The organism is Streptomyces sp. NPDC043896 (assembly GCF_056435605.1).
In genome coordinates, this window is the sequence record NZ_JBWKEE010000005.1 from 137,120 (window position 1) to 155,761 (window position 18,642).

The window sequence follows — 18,642 nt, forward strand, 5'->3', positions numbered from 1 at the left end:
GAGCGTCATACGGTCATGAGGACGCCGGCGTAGGAAACGCCCGCCACCACGACCCAGGAGCTGAGCCCCAGGGCAGCCGCCCTCCCGCCCGTGCGGGCCAGCGTCGGCAGGTGGACCGCACTGCCCAGGCCGAAGAGCGCCGCGGCCAACAGGGCCTCCTGCGCGGTGTGCGCCCACTCCAGGGCCACGTGGGGCAGCAGGCCGGTGGCCCGCAGCGCGGCCGCCGCCAGGAAGCCGACGACGAATAGCGGCACCGGGGCCGGGCGCTTCCCCGAGGCGGTGCGGACGCCGCGCCGCCGGGCCCTCATCGAGAAGGCCACCGCCGCCACCAGCGGGGCCAGCAGCGCGACCCGCATCAGCTTGACCAGGACCGCCTCACCGAGCGCCCCCGGGCCCGCCGTCTGGGCCGTGGCCACCACCTGGCCGACATCGTGGACGCTGGCACCCACCCACCGCCCGAACTCCGACGCCGAGAGCCCCAACGGGTCCTGGAGCAGCGGGAGTACCGCTATGGCCAGCGTTCCGCACAGGGTGACCAGTGCGACCGAGGCGGCCACGTCCTCCTCATCGCTGCCGGAGACCTCGCTCACCGCTCCGATCGCCGAGGCCCCGCAGATCGAGTACCCGGTGGCGATCAGCAGCGGCTGGTCACCCGGGAGCCCCAGGCGGCGGCCGAGCCAGATCGTCCCGAAGAAGGTGGCCGCGACCACAGCGGACACCATGACGACCGTTCCCCAGCCCAGCCGGAGCACCTGGTCCAGGCCCAGGCCGAGACCCAGCAGGACGATGCCGATCCGCATCAGCCGCCGCCCGGCCAGGGACAGGCCGGGGCGAGCCGCGCCGCGCACGACGGTGCGTACACCGGGGAGGTGGGCCACGGCGATCCCGAGGACCACCGAGGCGGTCAGCATCGGCACGGCGGGAAGCAGCTGGTGCACGCCCCACGCCACAAGTGCACCGGCGGCCGCCATCCCCAACCCCGGCCACGGGGTGGGTGTTTCACGTGAAACATGAACCGCCGCGCTCTGCGGACGGTGAAGGAGGGCCATCAGTCGACGGGGAGCGTGTAGACGCGGCGGATGCTGCTGCCCAGGCGGGAGACGTCGGCCCCGTAGACGTGGATCGATATCGCCGTGCCGGTACAGGAGTTGCGCACCTTGTGGATGTCTCCGGGCGGGGCGAAGCCGCAGACCTCCCCCTGGGCGTTCACCACGTCCTCGGTGGCCACCAGCCGGGCGGCGTCCGCGCCCGGCACCAGCCGGTAGCGACGCTCGCTCTCCTCGCCCTGGTGCACACCGGCCACGCACCACGACACGTGGTCGTGGATACAGGTCTCCTGGCCGGGCATCCAGACCAGGGCCACGACCGAGAAGCTGCCGTCGGGCTCGGCGTGCAGGATGTGCTGCCGGTAGCGCTCCGGGTCACCCTCCTGCTGCTCGGCGGTCAGCAGGTCGGCCACGCCCAGGTGCGGGGCGAGCCGCTCACCGACGAGGTAGGCGGTCAGGTCGGGGGCCAGGCCCCGGTCGACGACCGTGCGTATCTCACTGATGAGGGCGGCCATCCTCGTGGTCGTACGGGCCGGCGTGGTGGTGGTCATACAAGCAGCGTCCGCCGGTGGATCCATCACGTCCAACGACAGTTATGACCTGAAATCCCAAACAACGCTTATGGATTGGGGGAAGGCCGGCCGCTGCCGGGTCAGCAGCCGACGCGGTTGGAGGCGACCCGCTTCAGCTCGTCCAGCACCACGGCAGTCGCCGGGATCCGCAGGTGGTCGCGGTAGACGTACGCGGCGATGTGGCGCCGGGCGGCGGGCTCCAGCACCCGGCCGCAGACCCGGTTCAGCGAGAGCGACGGCAGCACCAGCGCGGGCATCATCGCCACGCCCAGCCCCTGCCCGACCAGGCTCTGGACCACCAGGTTGTCGTCGGTGGCGAACCGGATGTCGGGCACGAAGCCCAGCTCGGCGCACTCGTGCAGCAGGTTCGCCCGGCAGCGCGGACAGCCGGCGATCCACTGTTCCTCGGCCAGGTCGGCCAGGTGCACGGCACGGCGGCGGGCGAGCGGGTGGCCGTTCGGCAGCAGCACGGTCAGCTGGTCCTCCAGCAGCCTGACCTCGGCGACCTCCTCGGGGATCTCCTCGTGCAGCCCGGGGTAGGTGAAGGCCAGGGTGATGTCGCACTCCCCGCGCTGGAGCCTGCGCAGGGACTCCGGGGGCTCCCCTTCGAGCAGCTCGACCTGCACCCCGGGGTGATCCTTGGCGAGGCCGCTGAGGGCCTCCGGGACGAGGGTGACGTTGGCGCTGGGGAACCCGCAGACGCGTACCCTCCCGGTGCGCAGCCGCGTGTACGCCTTCAGCTGGGCCTCGGCGGCGGAGAGGCTGCCCAGGATGGACTCCGCGTGCCTGGCCAGGGACTCGCCGGCCTCGGTGAGTCTCATCTTCCGGCCGACACGGGTGAACAGCGGTGTGCCGACCGCCCGTTCGAGCGCCTTCATCTGCTGCGTGATCGCGGGCTGGGTGTAGCCCAGGACGCGCGCGGCGGCCGAATACGAGCCGGCGGCCACGACTTCGTGGAATGTCCGTATGTGCCGTGAATCGAACACGAGCGAAGCATAAGCAGATGTTGGGAGGGGCCGTAGGCGGATTCCCGGCCACGGCCCCTTCCATCAAGCCACCGTCGAGTGACTTTTCCCGCTCTCCCGGCCCGGACGGCGCCGTTCTTGCGGCACGTGCCGCCGTACGGCGGCCACTTGCCGCTCGCGCGTCCGGGCCCGGACGGCGGCTACTTGTCGCCGACGCGCGAGCCGAGCGTGATGTCGACCGTGGTCGGCTTGCCGGCGCGCAGGTAGGTCAGCTTCACCGTGTCGCCCGGCTTGTACGTCCAGATCAGGCTGATCAGGGTCGGGCCGCTGTCGACCTGCTTGCCGCCGAACTCGGTGATGATGTCTCCGGGCTTCAGGCCCGCCTTGCCGGCCGGACCGTTGGGGTCGACGAGCTCGTTGGCGGGCGCCCCCTGCTCGGAGATCTTGGCGCCGTCCGCCTTGGCCTGGAGGTCGACCGAGACGGAGATGACCGGGTAGACCGGCTTGCCCGTCTTGATCAAGGACGCGGCGACGTTCTTGGCCTGGTTGATCGGGATGGCGAAGCCGAGGCCGATGGAGCCCGCCTGGCCGCCGCCGAAGCCGCCGTTGCCGGCGGACTGGATGGCCGAGTTGATGCCGATGACCGCGCCGCGTCCGTCGAGCAGCGGGCCGCCGGAGTTGCCCGGGTTGATGGAGGCGTCCGTCTGCAGGGCGCTCATGTACGAATTCTTGCCGCCGGAGCCGTCGCCCGAGGCCACCGGGCGGTTCTTGGCGCTGACGATGCCGGTGGTGACGGTGTTCGACAGGCCGAAGGGGGCGCCGATCGCGATGGTGGGGTCGCCGACCGCGACCTTGTCGGAGTCTCCCAGCGGCAGCGGCTTGAGCCCCGCGGGCGGGTTCTTCAGCTTGAGCACGGCCACGTCGTAGCCCTGGGCCCGGCCGAGCACCTCGGCCTCGAACTTCTTGCCGTCGGAGAAGGTCGCGGAGAGCTTGCCGCCGTTCGCGGCGGAGGCCACCACGTGGTTGTTGGTGAGGATGTGGCCTTCCTGGTCGTAGACGAAGCCGGTACCCGTACCGCCCTCCCCATCGCCGGCCGAGGCCTCGATGGTGACGACGCTGGGCAGCGCGGTCGCGGCGAGACCCGCGACGGAGCCTGCGTCGCGCTTGAGGTCCTTGGGGGTGTTGCCCGCGGTGATGGTGGTGGATCCGAAGCCGCCGCTGCGGTTCTGCTCGGCCGCCCAGTAGCCGACGCCGCCGCCCACGCCACCCGCGAGGAGGGCCGCCACGAGAACGGCCGCGACGAGGCCGCCCTTGCCCTTCGGCTTGGGCGGCGGGGTGCCGTCGGTGGTCAGCGGGACACCCCAGGCACCGCCGCCGTGGCCGCTGGCCGCGCCGTACGCCGGGACGGCCGGCGGGGGCGGCGGGGGCCAGGCTTCGGCGCCGTATGCCGGCTGCCCGGCGGGGGGCTGCTGCGGCTGGTGCGGCTGCTGGGGCTGCGGCTGCTGGGGATGGCCGTAGCCGTACGCCGGGGCCGCGGCGGGCGGCGCCACCGGGGCGGGCGGCAGCTGCTGGGGCTGCTCGGCACCCTGCGCGGGCGCCGGCGCCTGGGCAGGGGCCGGCGCGGGCGCGGCCGGCGCGGCCGGGGCCGGCGCGGCCGGGGCCGGCGCGGCCGGGGCCGGCGCGGCCGGGGCCGGGGCTTCCGGCCCGCCGGGCGCGTGCCCCTGATCCGCCGGCGCTGCGGCGGGCGCGGCCGGAGCCTTCGCCAGGTCGGGGGTGGAGGCGGCCGGCGCGGGGGGTACGGACGGGGCCGCGGGGGGCGTCGGGGCCGCGGTGCCCTCGTTCTCGGTGCTCACAGCGCTCTCTCCTCGTCACGCACGGCTTACAGGCTTACACGGCTGCACAGGCTCTGGCCATATCAGGTTCTGGGCATATCAGGCGAAACCGGCCCGACACCCACCTGGCATCGGTCCGACTGAACGTTCGAGGTGCCGTACAAGTTCCAGGGCAAAGCCTTTCCCATGCCCCGTCAGGGCACTGTAAGCCGGACCTGTGCATGTCCCCCTATTCTTTATATCCGACATATCAGACGCACTCACCGGACTCACCCCGACGCGCAGGGCTTCCCGGGTGGCACCATGACCGGGTGACCCACGCATCGCCGCGCCCCATCCAGGTCGTCGCCCACCGCGGCGCCTCGGAGGACGCCCCCGAGCACACCCTGGCCGCGTACCGGAAAGCCATCGAGGACGGCGCCGACGCCCTCGAATGTGACATCCGGCTGACCGCCGACGGGCACCTGGTCCTCGTCCACGACCGCCGCGTGAACCGCACCTCGAACGGCCGCGGCGCCGTCTCCGCCCTGGAACTGTCCGAGCTCGCGGCCCTCGACTTCGGCTCCTGGAAGGACCGTGAGGAGTCTCCGGACTGGGACGCGGACCCCGAGCGCACCTCCGTGCTCACGCTGGAGCGGCTGCTGGAGCTGGTGTCCGACGCCGGCCGGCCCGTCCAGCTCGCGATCGAGACGAAGCACCCCACCCGCTGGGCCGGACAGGTGGAGGAGCGCCTCCTCTTCCTCCTCAAGCGCTTCGGCCTGGACGCCCCGCCCTCGGCCGGCCCGCACCCGATCCGGGTCATGAGCTTCTCCGCCCGCTCCCTGCACCGGGTCCGCGCGGCCGCCCCTACGGTCCCGACCGTGTACCTGATGCAGTTCATCTCCCCCCGGATGCGCGACGGCCGGCTCCCCGCCGGGGTACGCATCGCCGGCCCGGCGATGCGGATCGTGCGCAACCACCCGGGCTTCATCCGCAAGCTCCAGACCGCCGGGCACTCCGTACACGTATGGACGGTGAACAGTCCCGAAGATGTTCAGCTATGCGCTGATCTGGGTGTAGAAGCGATCATCACGAACAGGCCACGACAGGTTCTGTCACAACTCGGTCGCTGACGTCCCCATTTGCCCACCCGTCACACCCACCTCGTGCGTGACAGGGAGTGCACCGGCGCATCCGCTCCGCATCCGACGGTCATGAATGCGTCAGGACAGCGTCAGAGGGCCTCGTCACGGCGGTTTCCGGTCCAGGCCATTGGGGCATCCAGACCTTGGCGTGGGGCTAAGGAGGTTCCGGGGGTGGCGTTGGTGATGGCACAGGAAGTGCCCACGTCGTCGTGCATGGACATACGCCATGGTCCTGCGGGCGTGGGCGAGGCGAGACACCGGATGCGTGAACAGCTGCGCATGAGCGGCCTGTCCGAATCGGTAGTGGACGATGCCGTGCTGATCCTTTCCGAACTGCTCAGCAACGCCTGCCGGCACGGCAGACCGCTGGGCCGGCGCGAGATCGGAGACGGGGAGATACGCGCCGCGTGGCGCGTCGACGCCGCGGGACGGCTGACGGTCGAGGTAACGGACGGCGGCGGCCCCACCCGTCCGGTTCCGGCCACGCCTTCGGTCACCGCGCACGGCGGCCGGGGGCTGAACATCATCAGCGCCCTGGCCCAGGACTGGGGTGTCCGGGACGGAGCGGCGGGTGAGGTCACCGTCTGGGTGATCGTCGCCCGGGGGCCCCGGCACGACGATTTCGCTACGCGCGTCACCGCCCCGGCGATGGACTTCGCATCGGCCTTCGACGATCTGGATCCGTGAAGCGGATCCGCACCGCACCACCCGCGGCACCGGTCATCCGAACAGGCGGCCGTCCGGGAGCGCACGCCGACCGTGCTCCCGGCCGCACCCCACCGGTTCCGGCGGTACGAACGGCTAGGCTCGCGCCCAGAGACACCGCCGTACCGCCGCAACCGGGAGACACCCACGATGGCCAAGAAGCGCCCCGCCGCGAAGACCGCGAAGCCCCAGCTCGAGAACGGGGAGATCCCGGTCGTCGGTGCGCGCGAGCCCTGCCCCTGCGGCTCCGGGCGCCGCTACAAGGCCTGCCACGGCGCGGCCGCCTCGCACGCCGCGACCGAGCACGTCCAGCGCCCCTTCGAGGGGCTGCCGGGCGAGTGCGACTGGGTGGCGCTGCGCGAGCTCGTCCCCGCGGCCACCATCCCGCTGGCCCTCAAGGGCGGTCTGCCCGAGGGCGTCCCCTCCGTCACGCTGGTGACCGTACTGCCCATGGCCTGGCCGGCCCTGCGGCGCGAGGACGGCTCGGTCCTGCTCGGCCTCCAGAACGACTCGACCACCGGCGACCTGGCCCGCGACATGGCCGACACCCTGGAGCGCGCGCTCGTCGCCGAGCCCGGCACCCCGGTCCCGGCCCGGCGGGTTCCGGCCGAGGGCCCCCGACTTCAGGATCTCCTCGACCTGGACGGCGTTTTCGAGCCGGTTGTACACACGGGCTTCGAATTCTGGATTCCGGAGGCGGAAGGCGCCCAGAACGCCTCCCCGGAGATCGCCGCCTCGCTGGAGCGCGCCAACGCCGCCGCCATCCCGACCGTCAAGCTGACGGGCGTGGACGCCGCCTACTGGTGCGAGACCCCGGACAAGAACCACCTGCGCTGGGTCATGCCGCACCCCGAGGAGAAGCTGCTCGACGCCCTCGCGCGGCTGCACGCGGCGGGCACGTCCTCCCTTGGTGAAGGCACGAAGCTGGTCGGTTCCTTCCGCGCCCACGGCCTCATGGTGCCCGTCTGGGACCTGCCCACCGGGGTCTCCGCGGAGGACGTGGAGAAGCCGGCCGCCGAGCTCGCGGAGCGGCTGGCCGCAGCCCTGGCCGTGGAGTCTCCGCTGACCCCCGAAGAGCGCCGGGCGCGCGGCGGGCTCACCAACCGCCAGGTCACGCTCAGCTGACGGACGGACACGCACAGGTCCGGTGACTGGGGTCACAACTCCCGCTAATCGCCTGCAAATCGATGTCTGAATATCAGAGATCGAATTTGCGAACAGGCGATCTCTTGTTACCGTTCTTGTAGCCCGGTCGCTGGTGCATCCCCCGTCGCCAGCGACCGGGCCCTTGTCTTTCCGGTGGCGCTCAACCTTCGCCCGGGCCCGGTGAGTTGCTCCCGGACCGCAGCAGCAGGCGCCCTTCATCATCCGGAACTGCAAACTCCGCTACGGCCGAGTAGTCCTCCGGCGCCCCCGCCGAATCACCCCTCGGCGTCTCGCACAGCCCCGGCTCGTCCCCCGCGCCCACCGCACAGCGGATCTGCACCGTCCGCCCCGCCGGCCCCATCACGGTCAGTACGGCGTCCAGCGCGCGCCCGCTGGTGTTGCGGTAGTAGCTGCGGCCCCAGGTCTGCCCCGCGCTCTCCAGGACGCATGTCTGCGCCTCCAGCCCCTGGGGAGCGGAGAGTTCGGGTCCGCACCGGGAGTCGGTGCGCGGCTGCTCGACGGGGCCCGGCTGCGCCGACGCCGTGGCGGGCCGCGCCGCGTCCGGCGTACGGGAGGAGGGGGAAAGGCCGAGCGAGGAGAGCAGTCCCCCGCCTTTTCCGTCAGCCTGACCGGCGAAATCCGGCCCGGCGATCGCTCCGGCCAGGGGGAGCGACAAGATGATCAGCACACCGGCGCCGATACCGATCAGGCGGAGATTCATTCGCCGAAGATAGCGACGCGGGAAAGGGGCGCGGAGATCCCCGCGCCCAATTCCCTTGGAAACTCGTCATGCTGGCACCCGTACGAGTGATGCGGAGGCCTCCCGGGAACCGGGCGGCCGGACGGGCCGCCCGTAGGCGAGCCGCTCAGTACGCGAGCCGGCTGCCGCCGCCGGGCGCACCGCTGCTCGCCTCGACGAGCGCGTCCACGACGGCCTCGACCTCCGGCAGCCACGGCCCGTCGCGGCCGGGCGCCCGCTCCCAGCGGACCTGCCCGCCGCCGCTGGCCCCCGAGGGCGGCAGCAGCAGGTAGCCACCCTCGCCGTGGAAGCGCAGCGACGAGGGCACGTGGTCCTTCGCGTAGAGGAGTTCGCCGAGCCGCTCCAGCGAGTACGGCGCCACCAGCAGGGACCACCGGGTGGGCGTGGCGACGATCGGACCGAGCCGCATGCCCTGCGCGTCCAGCCGTACGACGGCACGTGCGGCCGCCCCGGCCGGCAGGCTCACCGCGCACGGCGCGCTCCCGCCGGTGGCCAGCAGCACCGGGGCCGAGGGCCGCCGGGTCCACCACCAGGCCACCATCCGGGCGTCGGTCGTGGCGGCGAGCAGCCCGGGGTCGAAGGGGTGCGCGCCGGGCACCACGCAGTCGGGGTCGGGACAGGCGCACCGAGCGCTGTCGGCGCCGGCCCGGCCGACGCCCGGCAGCACGGGCCAGTTCCAGACGGTGGCACAGGTCAGCGCCCCGTCGAGCAGGGAGGAGGCCGCCGCGCCGTCCGGGCCCGCCGCGGCCGGGCGGGAGGCGGCCCGCGGGAGTTTCAAGCGATCGCGGAGCCGCTGGAGACGCCTTCCGAGGATCTCGCGCATGAGCGCTCGTTCCTTTCCGTTGAACGCCGAAGGGCCACATCACACCATGTAACCGGTGTCTCACCACACGTACACGTTTCGCGTCACTGTCCGCCAGAAGCAGGTTCACACGGTTCGTGCAGTTTTCTTACGGGTCCGTCAAACGTCCGGCGGGGACCCGGAGCGAGCGGTCCGGGCGACCCGCACCGGTGTCGAAACCGGCTGCCGCCGCTTAGGACGGCTGCCCGCGCCGGGCGGTTCCCGGTGGTGCCGAGCGGGCGTCAGCGGTGCCGAGCGGGCGTCAACTGACCGCGGGCACCTTCGATTACGTACCCGGGGCCCCTGGAGCGCCTGTCCAGTCGATCGCAAAAACCGCCTGCTTCCCGCTTTTTCCGGCCAAGTTTTAGCCTCGGCTGGACAGTGAGTTGCCGCCTCACGGACACCAGTATTCCCGCCTGGGCAATGCTGGACATAGATCCTCGTGTGCGTGTAGATGTGGATCCATTGATGGCGGCGCAGCACGATCTGGGGGTTTGCGATGCTATATGGCGAATCGCACCAGGTGGAAAGGCGGACGCCATGAGCGCCCCGCATCTGCCGAAAGTGGCTGGAATCGATCCAGCAGTTACAGCGTCAGCGCACACTGGGGCGCCCTCGCCCGGTTCCACTCCCGCAACATCCGCGTCCACGGCCACGCCGGGACCAACCGCCGGATCCGCCTCCGCCCGCACCTCCCCGGCCCACGGCACCGCGCCCGCGGCGAGCAGCGTCATCCAGGACCGGCTGGCGGGCATGGTCTCCGACCTCACCACCCTCCACGAACTCACCGAGCGCCTGGCCCGCGCCGACGACCTCGACTCCTCCCTCCGGGAGTTCCTGCGTGCCGGAGCCGCCCTCGTCGGCGCGCGCCGCGGACTGGTCGTCCTGGAGCCCGCCGACGGCCTCGGCCCCGCCGCCACCATCGGCCTGGGCCTCGGCCGCGCGGACCTCGGCCACATCGAGACGGTGCCGCGCAGCGCCACCTCGTACGGCCGCATCCTGGACGGACTCCCCGACGCCCACGGCGGCTCCGAGGTGCTCCCCGAGCCGGGCGCGGCGGCGGTCCCCGGTTCCGGCGGGTACGAGGCCCCCGTCGACCCCCGGCACCGCGAGGTCGCGGCCCGGCTCGGCTACGCCGCGAGCTACGCGCTCCCGGTGACCGCCGACACCGGCCGGCTCGGCGCCGCCGTCTGGCTGTACGACGAGCAGGCCGAGCCGAGCGACCGGCAGCGCGACCTGGTCGGGCTGTACGTCCGGCACGCCGCCGAGCACCTGGCGCGGATGGTCGAGGTCACGCGTGCGCGCGAACGGCTGGCCACCATCTCCGGGGAACTCCTGCCCAGCCGGCTGCCGCGGATCCCCGGGGTCCAGCTCGCCGCCCGGCACCGCACGGGGCCGCACGGCGGCGGCGACTGGTACGACGCGCTGCCGCTGCCCGAGGGCGCCATGGGGCTGGCCGTCGGATCCGTCACCGGCTCCGGTCCGAGCGCCGTCGCCGCGATGGGCAGGCTGCGGGCCTCGCTGCGCGCGTACGCGGTGATGGAGGGCGAGGACCCCGTCGCGGTCCTGTCCGACCTGGAGCTGCTGCTGCGCCTGACCGAGCCCGCGCGCTCGGCGACCGCGCTCTTCGCGTACTGCGAGCCGGCCGCCCGCAAGATCGTCCTGGCCGGGGCGGGGCACACCCCGCCGCTGCTCATCGGCGAGCGCCGGACCGAGTACGTGGAGACCTCACTCTCCGCGCCGCTGGGGATGCTGGCGTGCTGGGAAGCGCCGAGCGTGGAGATCGAGCCCGCATCCGGAGAAACGGTGCTTCTCTACACCGACGGGCTGCTCCGGCGTACCGGCGACCCCATGGACCGGGCCTACGCCCGGCTGCACGCGGCGGCCGCGGGGGTTCCGCGCGGCGCCCGGGAGGACCCGGCGGCGATCTGCGATCACATCCTGAAGACGGTGCTGCCCGACGACGGCTCCGCCCCGGACGGAGAACCGGAGGACGTCGTACTGCTCGCCGCCCGGTTCGACTGAGGCCCGTTCACCGGCATCACGGAGGCCTGCGCCCGGTTTGACTGATATGTCACAAGTCGAGCCGGGGGGCTTCTCCTCGCACATACGATGGATGGGGTCCGCACCCGGTCCTTGCATGTCGTAGCAGCTGAGGAGAAGACGTGGCTGACGAGCTCACCCCGGAGACCCCGGAAGAAGAGCAGCCCCAGAAGAAGCACAAGCAGCGCAAGAACGGGCTGTACCCGGGCGTCAGCGATGAGCTCGCGGAGAACATGCGCACCGGGTGGGCGGACACCGAGCTGCACGGCCTGGAGCCCCTCGCCCAGGCCGGCCACACCGCCGACCGCCGGGCCGCGCTGTCCGCGCGCTTCCCCGGCGAGCGGATCGTCGTCCCGGCGGGCCGCCTGAAGACCCGCTCGAACGACACCGAGTACCCCTTCCGCGCCTCGACCGAGTACGCGTACCTCACGGGCGACCAGACCGAGAACGGCGTCCTGGTCCTGGAGCCCGCCGGGGAGAGCGGCCACGAGGCCACCATCTACCTGCTGCCCCGCTCCGACCGGGAGAACGGCGAGTTCTGGCTGTCCGGCCAGGGCGAACTGTGGGTCGGCCGCCGGCACTCGCTCGGCGAGGCCCAGCAGCTCCTGGGCATCCCCGCCAAGGACGTGCGCGAGCTCCCCGAGGCCCTGACGGAGGCCACCGGTCCGGTGCGCGTCGTCCGCGGCCACGACTCCGTCGTCGAGTCCGCCCTCACCGACAAGGTGACCAAGGAGCGCGACGAGGAGCTGCGGGTGTACCTCTCCGAGGCCCGCGCCGTGAAGGACGCCTTCGAGATCGGCGAGCTGCAGAAGGCCGTCGACTCCACCGTCCGCGGCTTCGAGGACGTCGTGAAGGTCCTCGACAAGGCCGAGGCCACCTCGGAGCGCTACATCGAGGGCACCTTCTTCCTGCGCGCCCGCGTCGAGGGCAACGACGTCGGCTACGGCACCATCGCCGCCGCCGGCGCGCACGCCTGCACCCTGCACTGGGTCCGCAACGACGGCGCCGTCCGCTCCGGGGACCTGCTGCTGCTCGACGCCGGTGTGGAGACCCACTCCCTCTACACCGCCGACGTCACGCGCACGCTGCCGATCAACGGCACGTACACCGATGTCCAGCGCAAGGTCTACGACGCGGTGTACGAGGCCCAGGAAGCCGGCATCGCCGCCGTCAAGCCCGGCGCCAAGTTCCGCGACTTCCACGACGCCGCCCAGCACGTCCTGGCCGAGAAGCTCGTCGAGTGGGGCCTGGTGGAGGGGCCTGTCGAGCGGGTCCTGGAGCTCGGGCTCCAGCGCCGCTGGACCCTGCACGGCACCGGCCACATGCTCGGCATGGACGTCCACGACTGCGCCGCGGCGCGCACCGAGGCGTACGTCGACGGCACGCTGGAGCCGGGCATGTGCCTGACGGTCGAGCCCGGTCTGTACTTCCAGGCCGACGACCTGACCGTGCCGGAGGAGTACCGCGGCATCGGCGTGCGGATCGAGGACGACATCCTCGTCACGGAGGACGGCAACCGGAACCTGTCGGCCGGGCTGCCCCGCACCTCGGTCGAGGTCGAGGCGTGGATGGCCGGGCTCAAGGGCTGACGCCGGCGCGCGGGCCGGCGGGCGACGCCGGTGCGCGGCCCGGCGGGCGACGCCGGCGCCGTGAGCGCACGGGAGGGCGGGAACCGGATGCGGTTCCCGCCCTCCGTCGTTCTCCGTGGCCACCCGTCGCCCTACGAGACCTTGAGCAGGGCGTCATCACGCCACTTCAGGGTCTTGTCGAAGCTCACCACCGCCCCGCGGCCGGGCCGGTTGCGGAAGCGGACGTGGTCGGAGAGCTGCTCGATCAGGTGCAGGCCCCGGCCGCTCTCGGCCAGGCAGGATCCGGCGGATCTGGGGCGGGCGACCGTCGAGGGCGGGAAACCCGGGCCCGAATCGGCCACCTCGATGCGGCAGTGGTCCCCGTCCAGATAGGCCGTGACGTAGTACTCCTCGGTGCCGTCGGCGTCACCTCCGGCGGAGGCCCCGCGGAGGCCCGTGCCGGCGTCGGAGGCGGGCCGGACGCCGCGTCCGCCGTGCTCGACCGCGTTCGCGCAGGCCTCGCTCAGCGCCACCGACAGGTCGTGGCAGATGTCCGGGTCCACCCCCGCGGTCTCCATCGTCCCCAGCAGCAGCCGCCTGGCGAGCGGCACGCTCGCGGCTTCGCGCCTCAAGTGGAGAGACCACCAGATGCTCATACGGATACCTATTGCCGCCCGCACCGAGCCGTAAGCCCCCGACGGCCGGCACAGCCCTCATTCGGCCGATGTGCGGTGCGCGCCCGCAGGTGTACGCAGGCCGCCGGGACCCGCCGACCGCTCCCGGCGGCATCCGCCCGGACGCCCCCGACGGACGGACCCGCCCGGTCAGGACCTGCTCAGCGGCCCGCCGGTCCGCCGTCAGCGCACGGCCCGCGGGCGGTGCGGAGCTGACCGCGCACCGATACGGCGCGCACCGATACGGCGCGAACCGGACACCGACCGGGCCCGGACCGGCGACCGGAACCCAAGGGTCCCTCCAGCACCTGCCGTAGGCAGGGCCTAAGCGCAGTGCGATGATGGCCCGGCCATGACTGCCACCCACACGACACGCGCCGGAGCAGGTCTCCGGATGACCCGGGCCGCGGTGTTCACCGCGGTCTGTGTCGTGCTGTCCGCAGCCGGCCACGCCGTGGCCTCCTGCGCGACCGTGCCGTGGTGGGCCCTGGCGCTGGCCTTCGTCGCCGTCTTCGCGGTCGCCGCCCCCCTCGCGGGGCGCCGGCGCCCGCTGCCCGGCATCGCCGCCGGACTCGCCGCCGGACAGCTCGGGCTGCACACGCTGTTCGGTCTCGGCCAGCACGGCGCCGACGCCGCCCAGGCACCCGACGGAGGCGCCGAGGCCTCGCTCGCGGCACTCGCCGCCCAGCTGGTCTGCGGGGGCAACTCCGTGCCGCTGAGCGCGGCCGACGCCCGACAGGTCCTGGAGGCCGCCGGACTGGACCCGGCCGCCCTGGCCGCGCAGGCCGCCGCGCAGGGCCACTCGGCCCACGCCCACCTGGCGGGGGGCACCGCGGCACCGGCGACCGGCCTGTTCACCCCGGCCATGCTGATCGGCCACCTGCTGGCCGCGCTGGCGGCGGGCTGGCTGCTGGCCCGGGGCGACGCCGCGCTGTTCCGGCTCGTCGAACTGTCCCGGCTCTCCTCCGAAGCCGACCCCGTACGACCGCTGCGTACCGCGCTGGCCTTCGTACGGGCCCTCGCGGCCGGACTCCCCGGCGCTCCCGCGCGCGGCCCCCGGGCCCGCCGGAGCACTGCCGCGCCCGTCGCCCCGACCGGCCGGGACTCGCTGCTGCACTCCGTGATCCGGCGTGGTCCGCCGGCGTCCTCGCTCGTCCTCGCAGCCTGACGCGGCACCCCCACTCCCCGGAACACCCGGCGGGAGCACCGGTGCCGCGACCTCCGCGCGCGCCCGTGTGCGGAGCCACTGTCACCCCTGCTTCCGTGGAGTGTTTCTGCCATGAAGACCTCGCGCGTCTCCTTCGCCGCCGCCCTCGCCGCCGGCACCGTGCTCGCCCTGTCCGGTACCGCCTTCGCGCACGTCAGCGTGCAGCCCGGCGAGGCCCCCAAGGGCGGCTACGCGACGATCAACTTCAAGGTCCCCAACGAGCGGGACAACGCCTCGACCACCCAGCTCGAGGTCAACTTCCCGGCCGACCAGCCGCTCACGTCCGTCATGCCGCAGGAACTGCCCGGCTGGACGTCCACCGTCGAGAAGACCAAGCTCGACAAGCCGCTGACCGTGCACGGCAAGCAGATCAACGAGGTCGTCACCAAGGTGACCTGGACCGGCGGCAAGATCGAGCCCGGCAAGTTCCAGCAGTTCCCGGTCGCCGTCGGCAAGCTTCCCGACAACGCCGACAAGATGGTCTTCAAGGCGATCCAGACGTACGACAACAACGAGGTCGTCCGCTGGATCGAAGAGGCCAAGGAAGGCGCCGCGGAGCCGCAGACGCCGGCGCCCGTACTGAAGCTGACCGCCGCCAAGAACGACGGCCACAACGACAGCGCCGCCAAGCCCGCCGCCGACGCGGCCAAGAGCGGCGACAAGGACGCCGAGAAGGGCGGCCACGACGAGGCCGCCAAGAGCGCCTCCGACACGACCGCCCGCACGCTCGGCATCGTGGGCATCGTCGTCGGCCTCGCCGGCGTCGCCTTCGGCATCGCCTCGCGCCGCCGCGCCTCCTGACACGGCGGGCCCCGGGCCCGTCGCCGCACCGTCGATCCACGACATCCGCACCATCCCCGATCCCAGGGACATTTCCTCATGCGCACCACACGTGTGACGGTCGCCGCCCTCGCGGTGGCGACCGCGCTCGCCCTCACCGCCTGTGGCGGTGAGACCGAGAAGAACACCGGTTCGGTCACCCAGATCACCGGCCAGAAGAAGGCCGGAACCGCGACCGTCCTCGACCGCCCCTTCGACAAGCCGGAGCTCGTCCTCACGGACACCACCGGCAAGCCGTGGAACCTGCGGGAGCAGACCAAGGGCCGGCCGACGCTCATCTACTTCGGCTACACCAACTGCCCCGACGTGTGCCCCCTGACGATGAGCAACATCGCCGTCGCCAAGAAGGCGCTCCCCAAGGAAGACCAGGACAAGCTCCAGGTCGTCTTCGTCACGACCGATCCGGAACGTGACACCCCCGACTCCCTCGGCGCGTGGCTCAGGGCCCAGGACCCGTCCTTCACCGGACTGACCGGGGACTTCGCCACCATCCAGGCCGCAGCCCGATCTCTCGGCATCGGTATCGAGGCCCCCAAGAAGGAGGCCGACGGCACCGTCGTCTCCATGCACGGGGCCCAGGTCATCGCGTTCTCGCCCAAGACCGACGAGGGCTACGTCCTCTACGGCGAGGGCACGACCGTCGACGACTACACCAAGGACCTGCCGAAGATCATCAAGGGAGAGAACCCGTGAACGCCCGCACCACCCGCACCATCGCCGCCGCCCTCTCCCTGACGGCAGCGCTCGCCATATCCGGCTGCTCCTCCGACGAGTCGTCCACGCCGAAGATGACCGTCAGCGGGGCCTTCATGCCCCAGCCGGTCAACGACAAGATGGCCGGCGCTTTCATGGTCATCAAGAACGACTCGAAGACCGCAGACAAGCTGCTCTCCGTCACCAGCGCGCTCTCGGACGACCTCCAGATCCACGAGACCAAGGACCAGAAGATGCAGCAGGTCCAGTCGATGGACGTGCCCGCCAATGGAGAACTCAAGCTCGAGCGCGGCGGCAACCACATCATGTTCATGGGGCTCAAGAACCAGCCGAAGGTCGGCGACAAGGTCACCATCGAGCTGCGCTTCGAGAAGGCCGATCCGGTCAAGGTCGAGCTGGACGTCAAGGAACGGACGTACAACGCGCAGAACTCCACCTCCCACTGACGGACCGAGGAACTGACACGCCATGACGGCCACCGCCCCCGCTCCTTCTCCGGACCGCGCCCGCGCCACGGCACTGCTGCCGCGCCTCGCGCTGGTTCTCGCAGCCCTGCTCGCGACCCTGTTCACCGCGGCCGCCCCGGCCACGGCACACGCGGCACTCACGGCGAGCGACCCCCAGGAAGGGGCGGTGGTCGCCACGGCGCCCGCCCAGGTCACCCTCTCCTTCTCGGAGCAGGTCGCCATGGGTGACGACTCCATCCGCGTGATGGACCCCCAGGGCAACCGCGTCGACACCGGCGAGCTGCGGGACATGTGCAGCGGATCGACCATCCGCTACGGCACCGCCCTGCACCCGGGCCTGCCCAACGGCACCTACACCGTCGCCTGGCAGGCCGTCTCCGCCGACAGCCACCCCATCTCCGGCGCCTTCACCTTCTCCGTCGGCGCCCCCTCGGCGACCACCGTCGCCCTTCCCGACCAGCAGGTGGGCGGCGGCCCCGTCGGCATCGCGTACGGCATCGCCCGCTACGCCGCCTACGCCGGGTTCACCGTCCTCGTCGGCGGTGCCGCCTTCATCCTGATCTGCTGGCGCCGCGGCTCCGCCGAGCGCCCGCTGCAGAAGCTGGTCGTGCGCGGCTGGGTGACCCTCACCGCGGCGACCCTGGCGATGCTGGTGCTGCGCACCCCGTACACCGGCTCGGGGAAGTTCGCCGACGCCTTCGACCTCGACGGGCTCCAGGCCGTCCTGGACACCAAGACCGGCGCCTCCTTCCTCTCCCGGCTGCTCCTGCTCGGTGCGGCCGCGCTCTTCATCGCCGTGCTCTTCGGCGCCTACGCACGCCGCCAGAAGGCCGCGACCGATCCGGCGGACGGGGCCGAAGACTCCGAGGAGCTCACGGAGAACAAGAAGGAGACGAGCGACCTGGCCTTCGGCCTCGGTATCGGCGGCACCGTGGTGGCGGGTGGCATCGCCGCCACCTGGGCCCTGTCCGAGCACGCCTCCACCGGCATCCAGCCCGCGATCGCGATGCCGGCCGACATCCTGCACCTGCTGGCCGTGGCCACCTGGCTCGGCGGGCTCACCGCGCTGCTGGTCGCCCTGCACAAGGTGCCGGACATCGAGCGGGAAGCGGTCCGGCGTTTCTCCCGCGTCGCCTTCGTCAGCGTCCTCGTCCTGACCGTCACCGGCATCTACCAGTCCTGGCGCCAGGTCGGCAGCTGGTCGGCCCTCACCGGCACCAGCTACGGCAGGCTGCTGCTCATCAAGGTCGCCCTCGTCGCCGTCCTCGTCGGCATTGCCTACCTCTCCCGGAAGTGGACCGCCCGGCTCGGGGAGGTCCGGGCCGAGGAGCCTGCGAAGGTGCTCGCGGGAGCCGATGTTTCACGTGAAACATCGACGGAGGCCGGTTCGGCGGAGCCAGACTCGGCCACCTCCACGAAGGCCACCTCCACGAAGGCCACCTCCACGGAAGCCACCTCCACGGAGACCGCTGCCCCCGGATCCGCCGACGACGAGACCACCGAGGCCGAGGCGGCCGACGACGAGACCACCGAGGCCGAGGCGGCCGACGAGCCCGCCGACGCCAAGCGTGCCGCCCAGCTCGCCCGGCAGCGCGCGGCCCGCGAGAAGGCCCGCGAGACCCGTGTCCGCGACGCCGATCCGGGCCGTGCCGGGCTGCGCCGCTCCGTACTCGCCGAGGCCGGTGTGGCCGTGGTCCTGCTGGCCGTCACCACCGTCCTGACCAGTACCGAGCCCGGGCGGGCCGTGGAGCAGGAGGCCGGCCGGGGCGGAGCGGCGGCCACCGCCGTACCCAACCGGCCCGTCAAGATCACCCTGCCCTTCGACACCGGCGGCCAGAACGGCAAGGGCAACGTCCGGCTGGAGCTCGACCCGGGCCGGGTCGGCGCCAACACGCTCCACCTGTGGGCGGACGGCCCCGACGGCAAGCCCCTCGACCTCCCCGAGGTGAAGATCTCCTTCACCCTCCCGGCCAAGGAGATCGGCCCGCTGCCGCTCGCCCCGGACCGGGCCTCTGCCGGACACTGGACCGCGTCCGGGGTCCAGCTGCCGCTCGCGGGCGAATGGCGCATCGACGTGACCGTGCGCACCTCCGACATCGACCAGACGACCGTCCAGAAGAACGTGAAGATCGGCTGAA

Annotated in this window: 17 protein-coding genes; 10 read left to right on the top strand and 7 right to left on the bottom strand. The window is 72.3% G+C overall.

The annotated features are described in order from the left end of the window. Window positions 1-5: 5 nt before the first annotated feature. The 4 genes from AC069X_RS08970 to AC069X_RS08985 all read right to left on the bottom strand — a co-directional run bounded on the left by AC069X_RS08970 (window position 6) and on the right by AC069X_RS08985 (window position 4,436). On the bottom strand, window positions 6-1,049 hold the full coding sequence (locus AC069X_RS08970; protein WP_478726592.1) for a YeiH family protein: 1,044 nt from the start codon (window positions 1,047-1,049) through the stop codon (window positions 6-8). After that, the gene (locus AC069X_RS08975) at window positions 1,049-1,597 is read right to left on the bottom strand and encodes a cysteine dioxygenase family protein (RefSeq protein ID WP_478726594.1); all 549 of its coding nucleotides are present in this window, start codon (window positions 1,595-1,597) and stop codon (window positions 1,049-1,051) included. The genes AC069X_RS08970 and AC069X_RS08975 overlap by 1 nt, the downstream gene beginning before the upstream one ends. A 101-nt stretch (window positions 1,598-1,698) precedes the next feature. Continuing rightward, on the bottom strand, window positions 1,699-2,604 hold the full coding sequence (locus tag AC069X_RS08980; RefSeq protein WP_478726596.1) for a LysR family transcriptional regulator: 906 nt from the start codon (window positions 2,602-2,604) through the stop codon (window positions 1,699-1,701). Between the two features lie 179 nt (window positions 2,605-2,783). Then, window positions 2,784-4,436 carry a S1C family serine protease gene (locus tag AC069X_RS08985; RefSeq protein WP_478726598.1) on the bottom strand — a complete coding sequence of 551 codons (1,653 nt, stop codon included), beginning with the start codon at window positions 4,434-4,436 and terminating at the stop codon, window positions 2,784-2,786. Window positions 4,437-4,726: 290 nt separating this feature from the next. On the opposite strand from AC069X_RS08985, the gene AC069X_RS08990 reads away from it, so the two are divergent. The 3 genes from AC069X_RS08990 (at window position 4,727) to AC069X_RS09000 (ending at window position 7,369) form a co-directional block, all read left to right on the top strand. After that, a complete protein-coding gene (locus AC069X_RS08990) occupies window positions 4,727-5,527 on the top strand; it encodes a glycerophosphodiester phosphodiesterase (protein ID WP_478726600.1) in 801 nt (266 codons plus the stop codon). Between the two features lie 81 nt (window positions 5,528-5,608). Beyond that, window positions 5,609-6,226 carry an ATP-binding protein gene (locus tag AC069X_RS08995; RefSeq protein ID WP_478727008.1) on the top strand — a complete coding sequence of 206 codons (618 nt, stop codon included), beginning with the start codon at window positions 5,609-5,611 and terminating at the stop codon, window positions 6,224-6,226. 168 nt (window positions 6,227-6,394) lie between these two features. Further along, window positions 6,395-7,369 carry a DUF5926 family protein gene (locus tag AC069X_RS09000; protein ID WP_478726602.1) on the top strand — a complete coding sequence of 325 codons (975 nt, stop codon included), beginning with the start codon at window positions 6,395-6,397 and terminating at the stop codon, window positions 7,367-7,369. A 181-nt stretch (window positions 7,370-7,550) separates the two neighbouring features. Here AC069X_RS09000 and AC069X_RS09005 read toward each other — a convergent pair whose 3' ends face one another. Together AC069X_RS09005 and AC069X_RS09010 are read right to left on the bottom strand one after the other, a co-directional pair. Continuing rightward, entirely contained in the window at window positions 7,551-8,111 is a 561-nt protein-coding gene (locus AC069X_RS09005; protein ID WP_478726604.1) for a hypothetical protein, read from the bottom strand. 145 nt (window positions 8,112-8,256) lie between these two features. Next, window positions 8,257-8,973 (bottom strand): bifunctional DNA primase/polymerase, encoded by a 717-nt coding sequence (locus tag AC069X_RS09010; protein WP_478726606.1) that lies wholly within the window; start codon window positions 8,971-8,973, stop codon window positions 8,257-8,259. A 441-nt stretch (window positions 8,974-9,414) separates the two neighbouring features. Here AC069X_RS09010 and AC069X_RS09015 point away from each other — a divergent pair, with 441 nt between their 5' ends. Further along, window positions 9,415-11,016, top strand: a complete 1,602-nt coding sequence (locus tag AC069X_RS09015; protein ID WP_478726608.1) for a PP2C family protein-serine/threonine phosphatase — start codon at window positions 9,415-9,417, stop codon at window positions 11,014-11,016. Window positions 11,017-11,156: 140 nt separating this feature from the next. Continuing rightward, entirely contained in the window at window positions 11,157-12,623 is a 1,467-nt protein-coding gene (locus AC069X_RS09020) for an aminopeptidase P family protein (RefSeq protein ID WP_478726610.1), read from the top strand. 131 nt (window positions 12,624-12,754) lie between these two features. On the opposite strand, the gene AC069X_RS09025 is transcribed toward AC069X_RS09020, so the two are convergent. Next, window positions 12,755-13,258: an ATP-binding protein gene (locus AC069X_RS09025; RefSeq protein ID WP_478726612.1), complete on the bottom strand. Its 504-nt coding sequence runs from the start codon at window positions 13,256-13,258 to the stop codon at window positions 12,755-12,757. A 370-nt stretch (window positions 13,259-13,628) separates the two neighbouring features. Here AC069X_RS09025 and AC069X_RS09030 point away from each other — a divergent pair, with 370 nt between their 5' ends. From AC069X_RS09030 to AC069X_RS09050, 5 genes are all read left to right on the top strand, one after another. Then, on the top strand, window positions 13,629-14,444 hold the full coding sequence (locus AC069X_RS09030; RefSeq protein WP_478726614.1) for a hypothetical protein: 816 nt from the start codon (window positions 13,629-13,631) through the stop codon (window positions 14,442-14,444). A 111-nt stretch (window positions 14,445-14,555) separates the two neighbouring features. Continuing rightward, window positions 14,556-15,284, top strand: coding sequence for a YcnI family copper-binding membrane protein (locus tag AC069X_RS09035; RefSeq protein WP_478726616.1), 729 nt, complete (start codon window positions 14,556-14,558; stop codon window positions 15,282-15,284). A gap of 78 nt (window positions 15,285-15,362) precedes the next feature. Next, window positions 15,363-16,016, top strand: a complete 654-nt coding sequence (locus AC069X_RS09040; RefSeq protein ID WP_478726618.1) for an SCO family protein — start codon at window positions 15,363-15,365, stop codon at window positions 16,014-16,016. Then, entirely contained in the window at window positions 16,013-16,483 is a 471-nt protein-coding gene (locus AC069X_RS09045; protein ID WP_478726620.1) for a copper chaperone PCu(A)C, read from the top strand. Before AC069X_RS09040 ends, AC069X_RS09045 begins: the two co-directional genes overlap by 4 nt. 22 nt (window positions 16,484-16,505) lie before the next feature. After that, window positions 16,506-18,641, top strand: coding sequence for a copper resistance CopC/CopD family protein (locus tag AC069X_RS09050; RefSeq protein ID WP_478726622.1), 2,136 nt, complete (start codon window positions 16,506-16,508; stop codon window positions 18,639-18,641). The last annotated feature ends 1 nt before the right edge of the window (window position 18,642 follow it).

Excerpts from the sequence above, each read along its gene's own strand:
- AC069X_RS08975 (WP_478726594.1), bottom strand. The coding sequence starts at position 1,597 with ATGACCACCACCACGCCGGCCCGTACGACCACGAGGATGGCCGCCCTC.
- AC069X_RS09050 (WP_478726622.1), top strand. The coding sequence starts at position 16,506 with ATGACGGCCACCGCCCCCGCTCCTTCTCCGGACCGCGCCCGCGCCACG.
- AC069X_RS09010 (WP_478726606.1), bottom strand. The coding sequence starts at position 8,973 with ATGCGCGAGATCCTCGGAAGGCGTCTCCAGCGGCTCCGCGATCGCTTG.
- AC069X_RS08970 (WP_478726592.1), bottom strand. The coding sequence starts at position 1,049 with ATGGCCCTCCTTCACCGTCCGCAGAGCGCGGCGGTTCATGTTTCACGT.
- AC069X_RS09030 (WP_478726614.1), top strand. The coding sequence starts at position 13,629 with ATGACTGCCACCCACACGACACGCGCCGGAGCAGGTCTCCGGATGACC.
- AC069X_RS09035 (WP_478726616.1), top strand. The coding sequence starts at position 14,556 with ATGAAGACCTCGCGCGTCTCCTTCGCCGCCGCCCTCGCCGCCGGCACC.
- AC069X_RS09025 (WP_478726612.1), bottom strand. The coding sequence starts at position 13,258 with ATGAGCATCTGGTGGTCTCTCCACTTGAGGCGCGAAGCCGCGAGCGTG.
- AC069X_RS09040 (WP_478726618.1), top strand. The coding sequence starts at position 15,363 with ATGCGCACCACACGTGTGACGGTCGCCGCCCTCGCGGTGGCGACCGCG.
- AC069X_RS09015 (WP_478726608.1), top strand. The coding sequence starts at position 9,415 with ATGCTGGACATAGATCCTCGTGTGCGTGTAGATGTGGATCCATTGATG.
- AC069X_RS08995 (WP_478727008.1), top strand. The coding sequence starts at position 5,609 with ATGAATGCGTCAGGACAGCGTCAGAGGGCCTCGTCACGGCGGTTTCCG.
- AC069X_RS09000 (WP_478726602.1), top strand. The coding sequence starts at position 6,395 with ATGGCCAAGAAGCGCCCCGCCGCGAAGACCGCGAAGCCCCAGCTCGAG.
- AC069X_RS09005 (WP_478726604.1), bottom strand. The coding sequence starts at position 8,111 with ATGAATCTCCGCCTGATCGGTATCGGCGCCGGTGTGCTGATCATCTTG.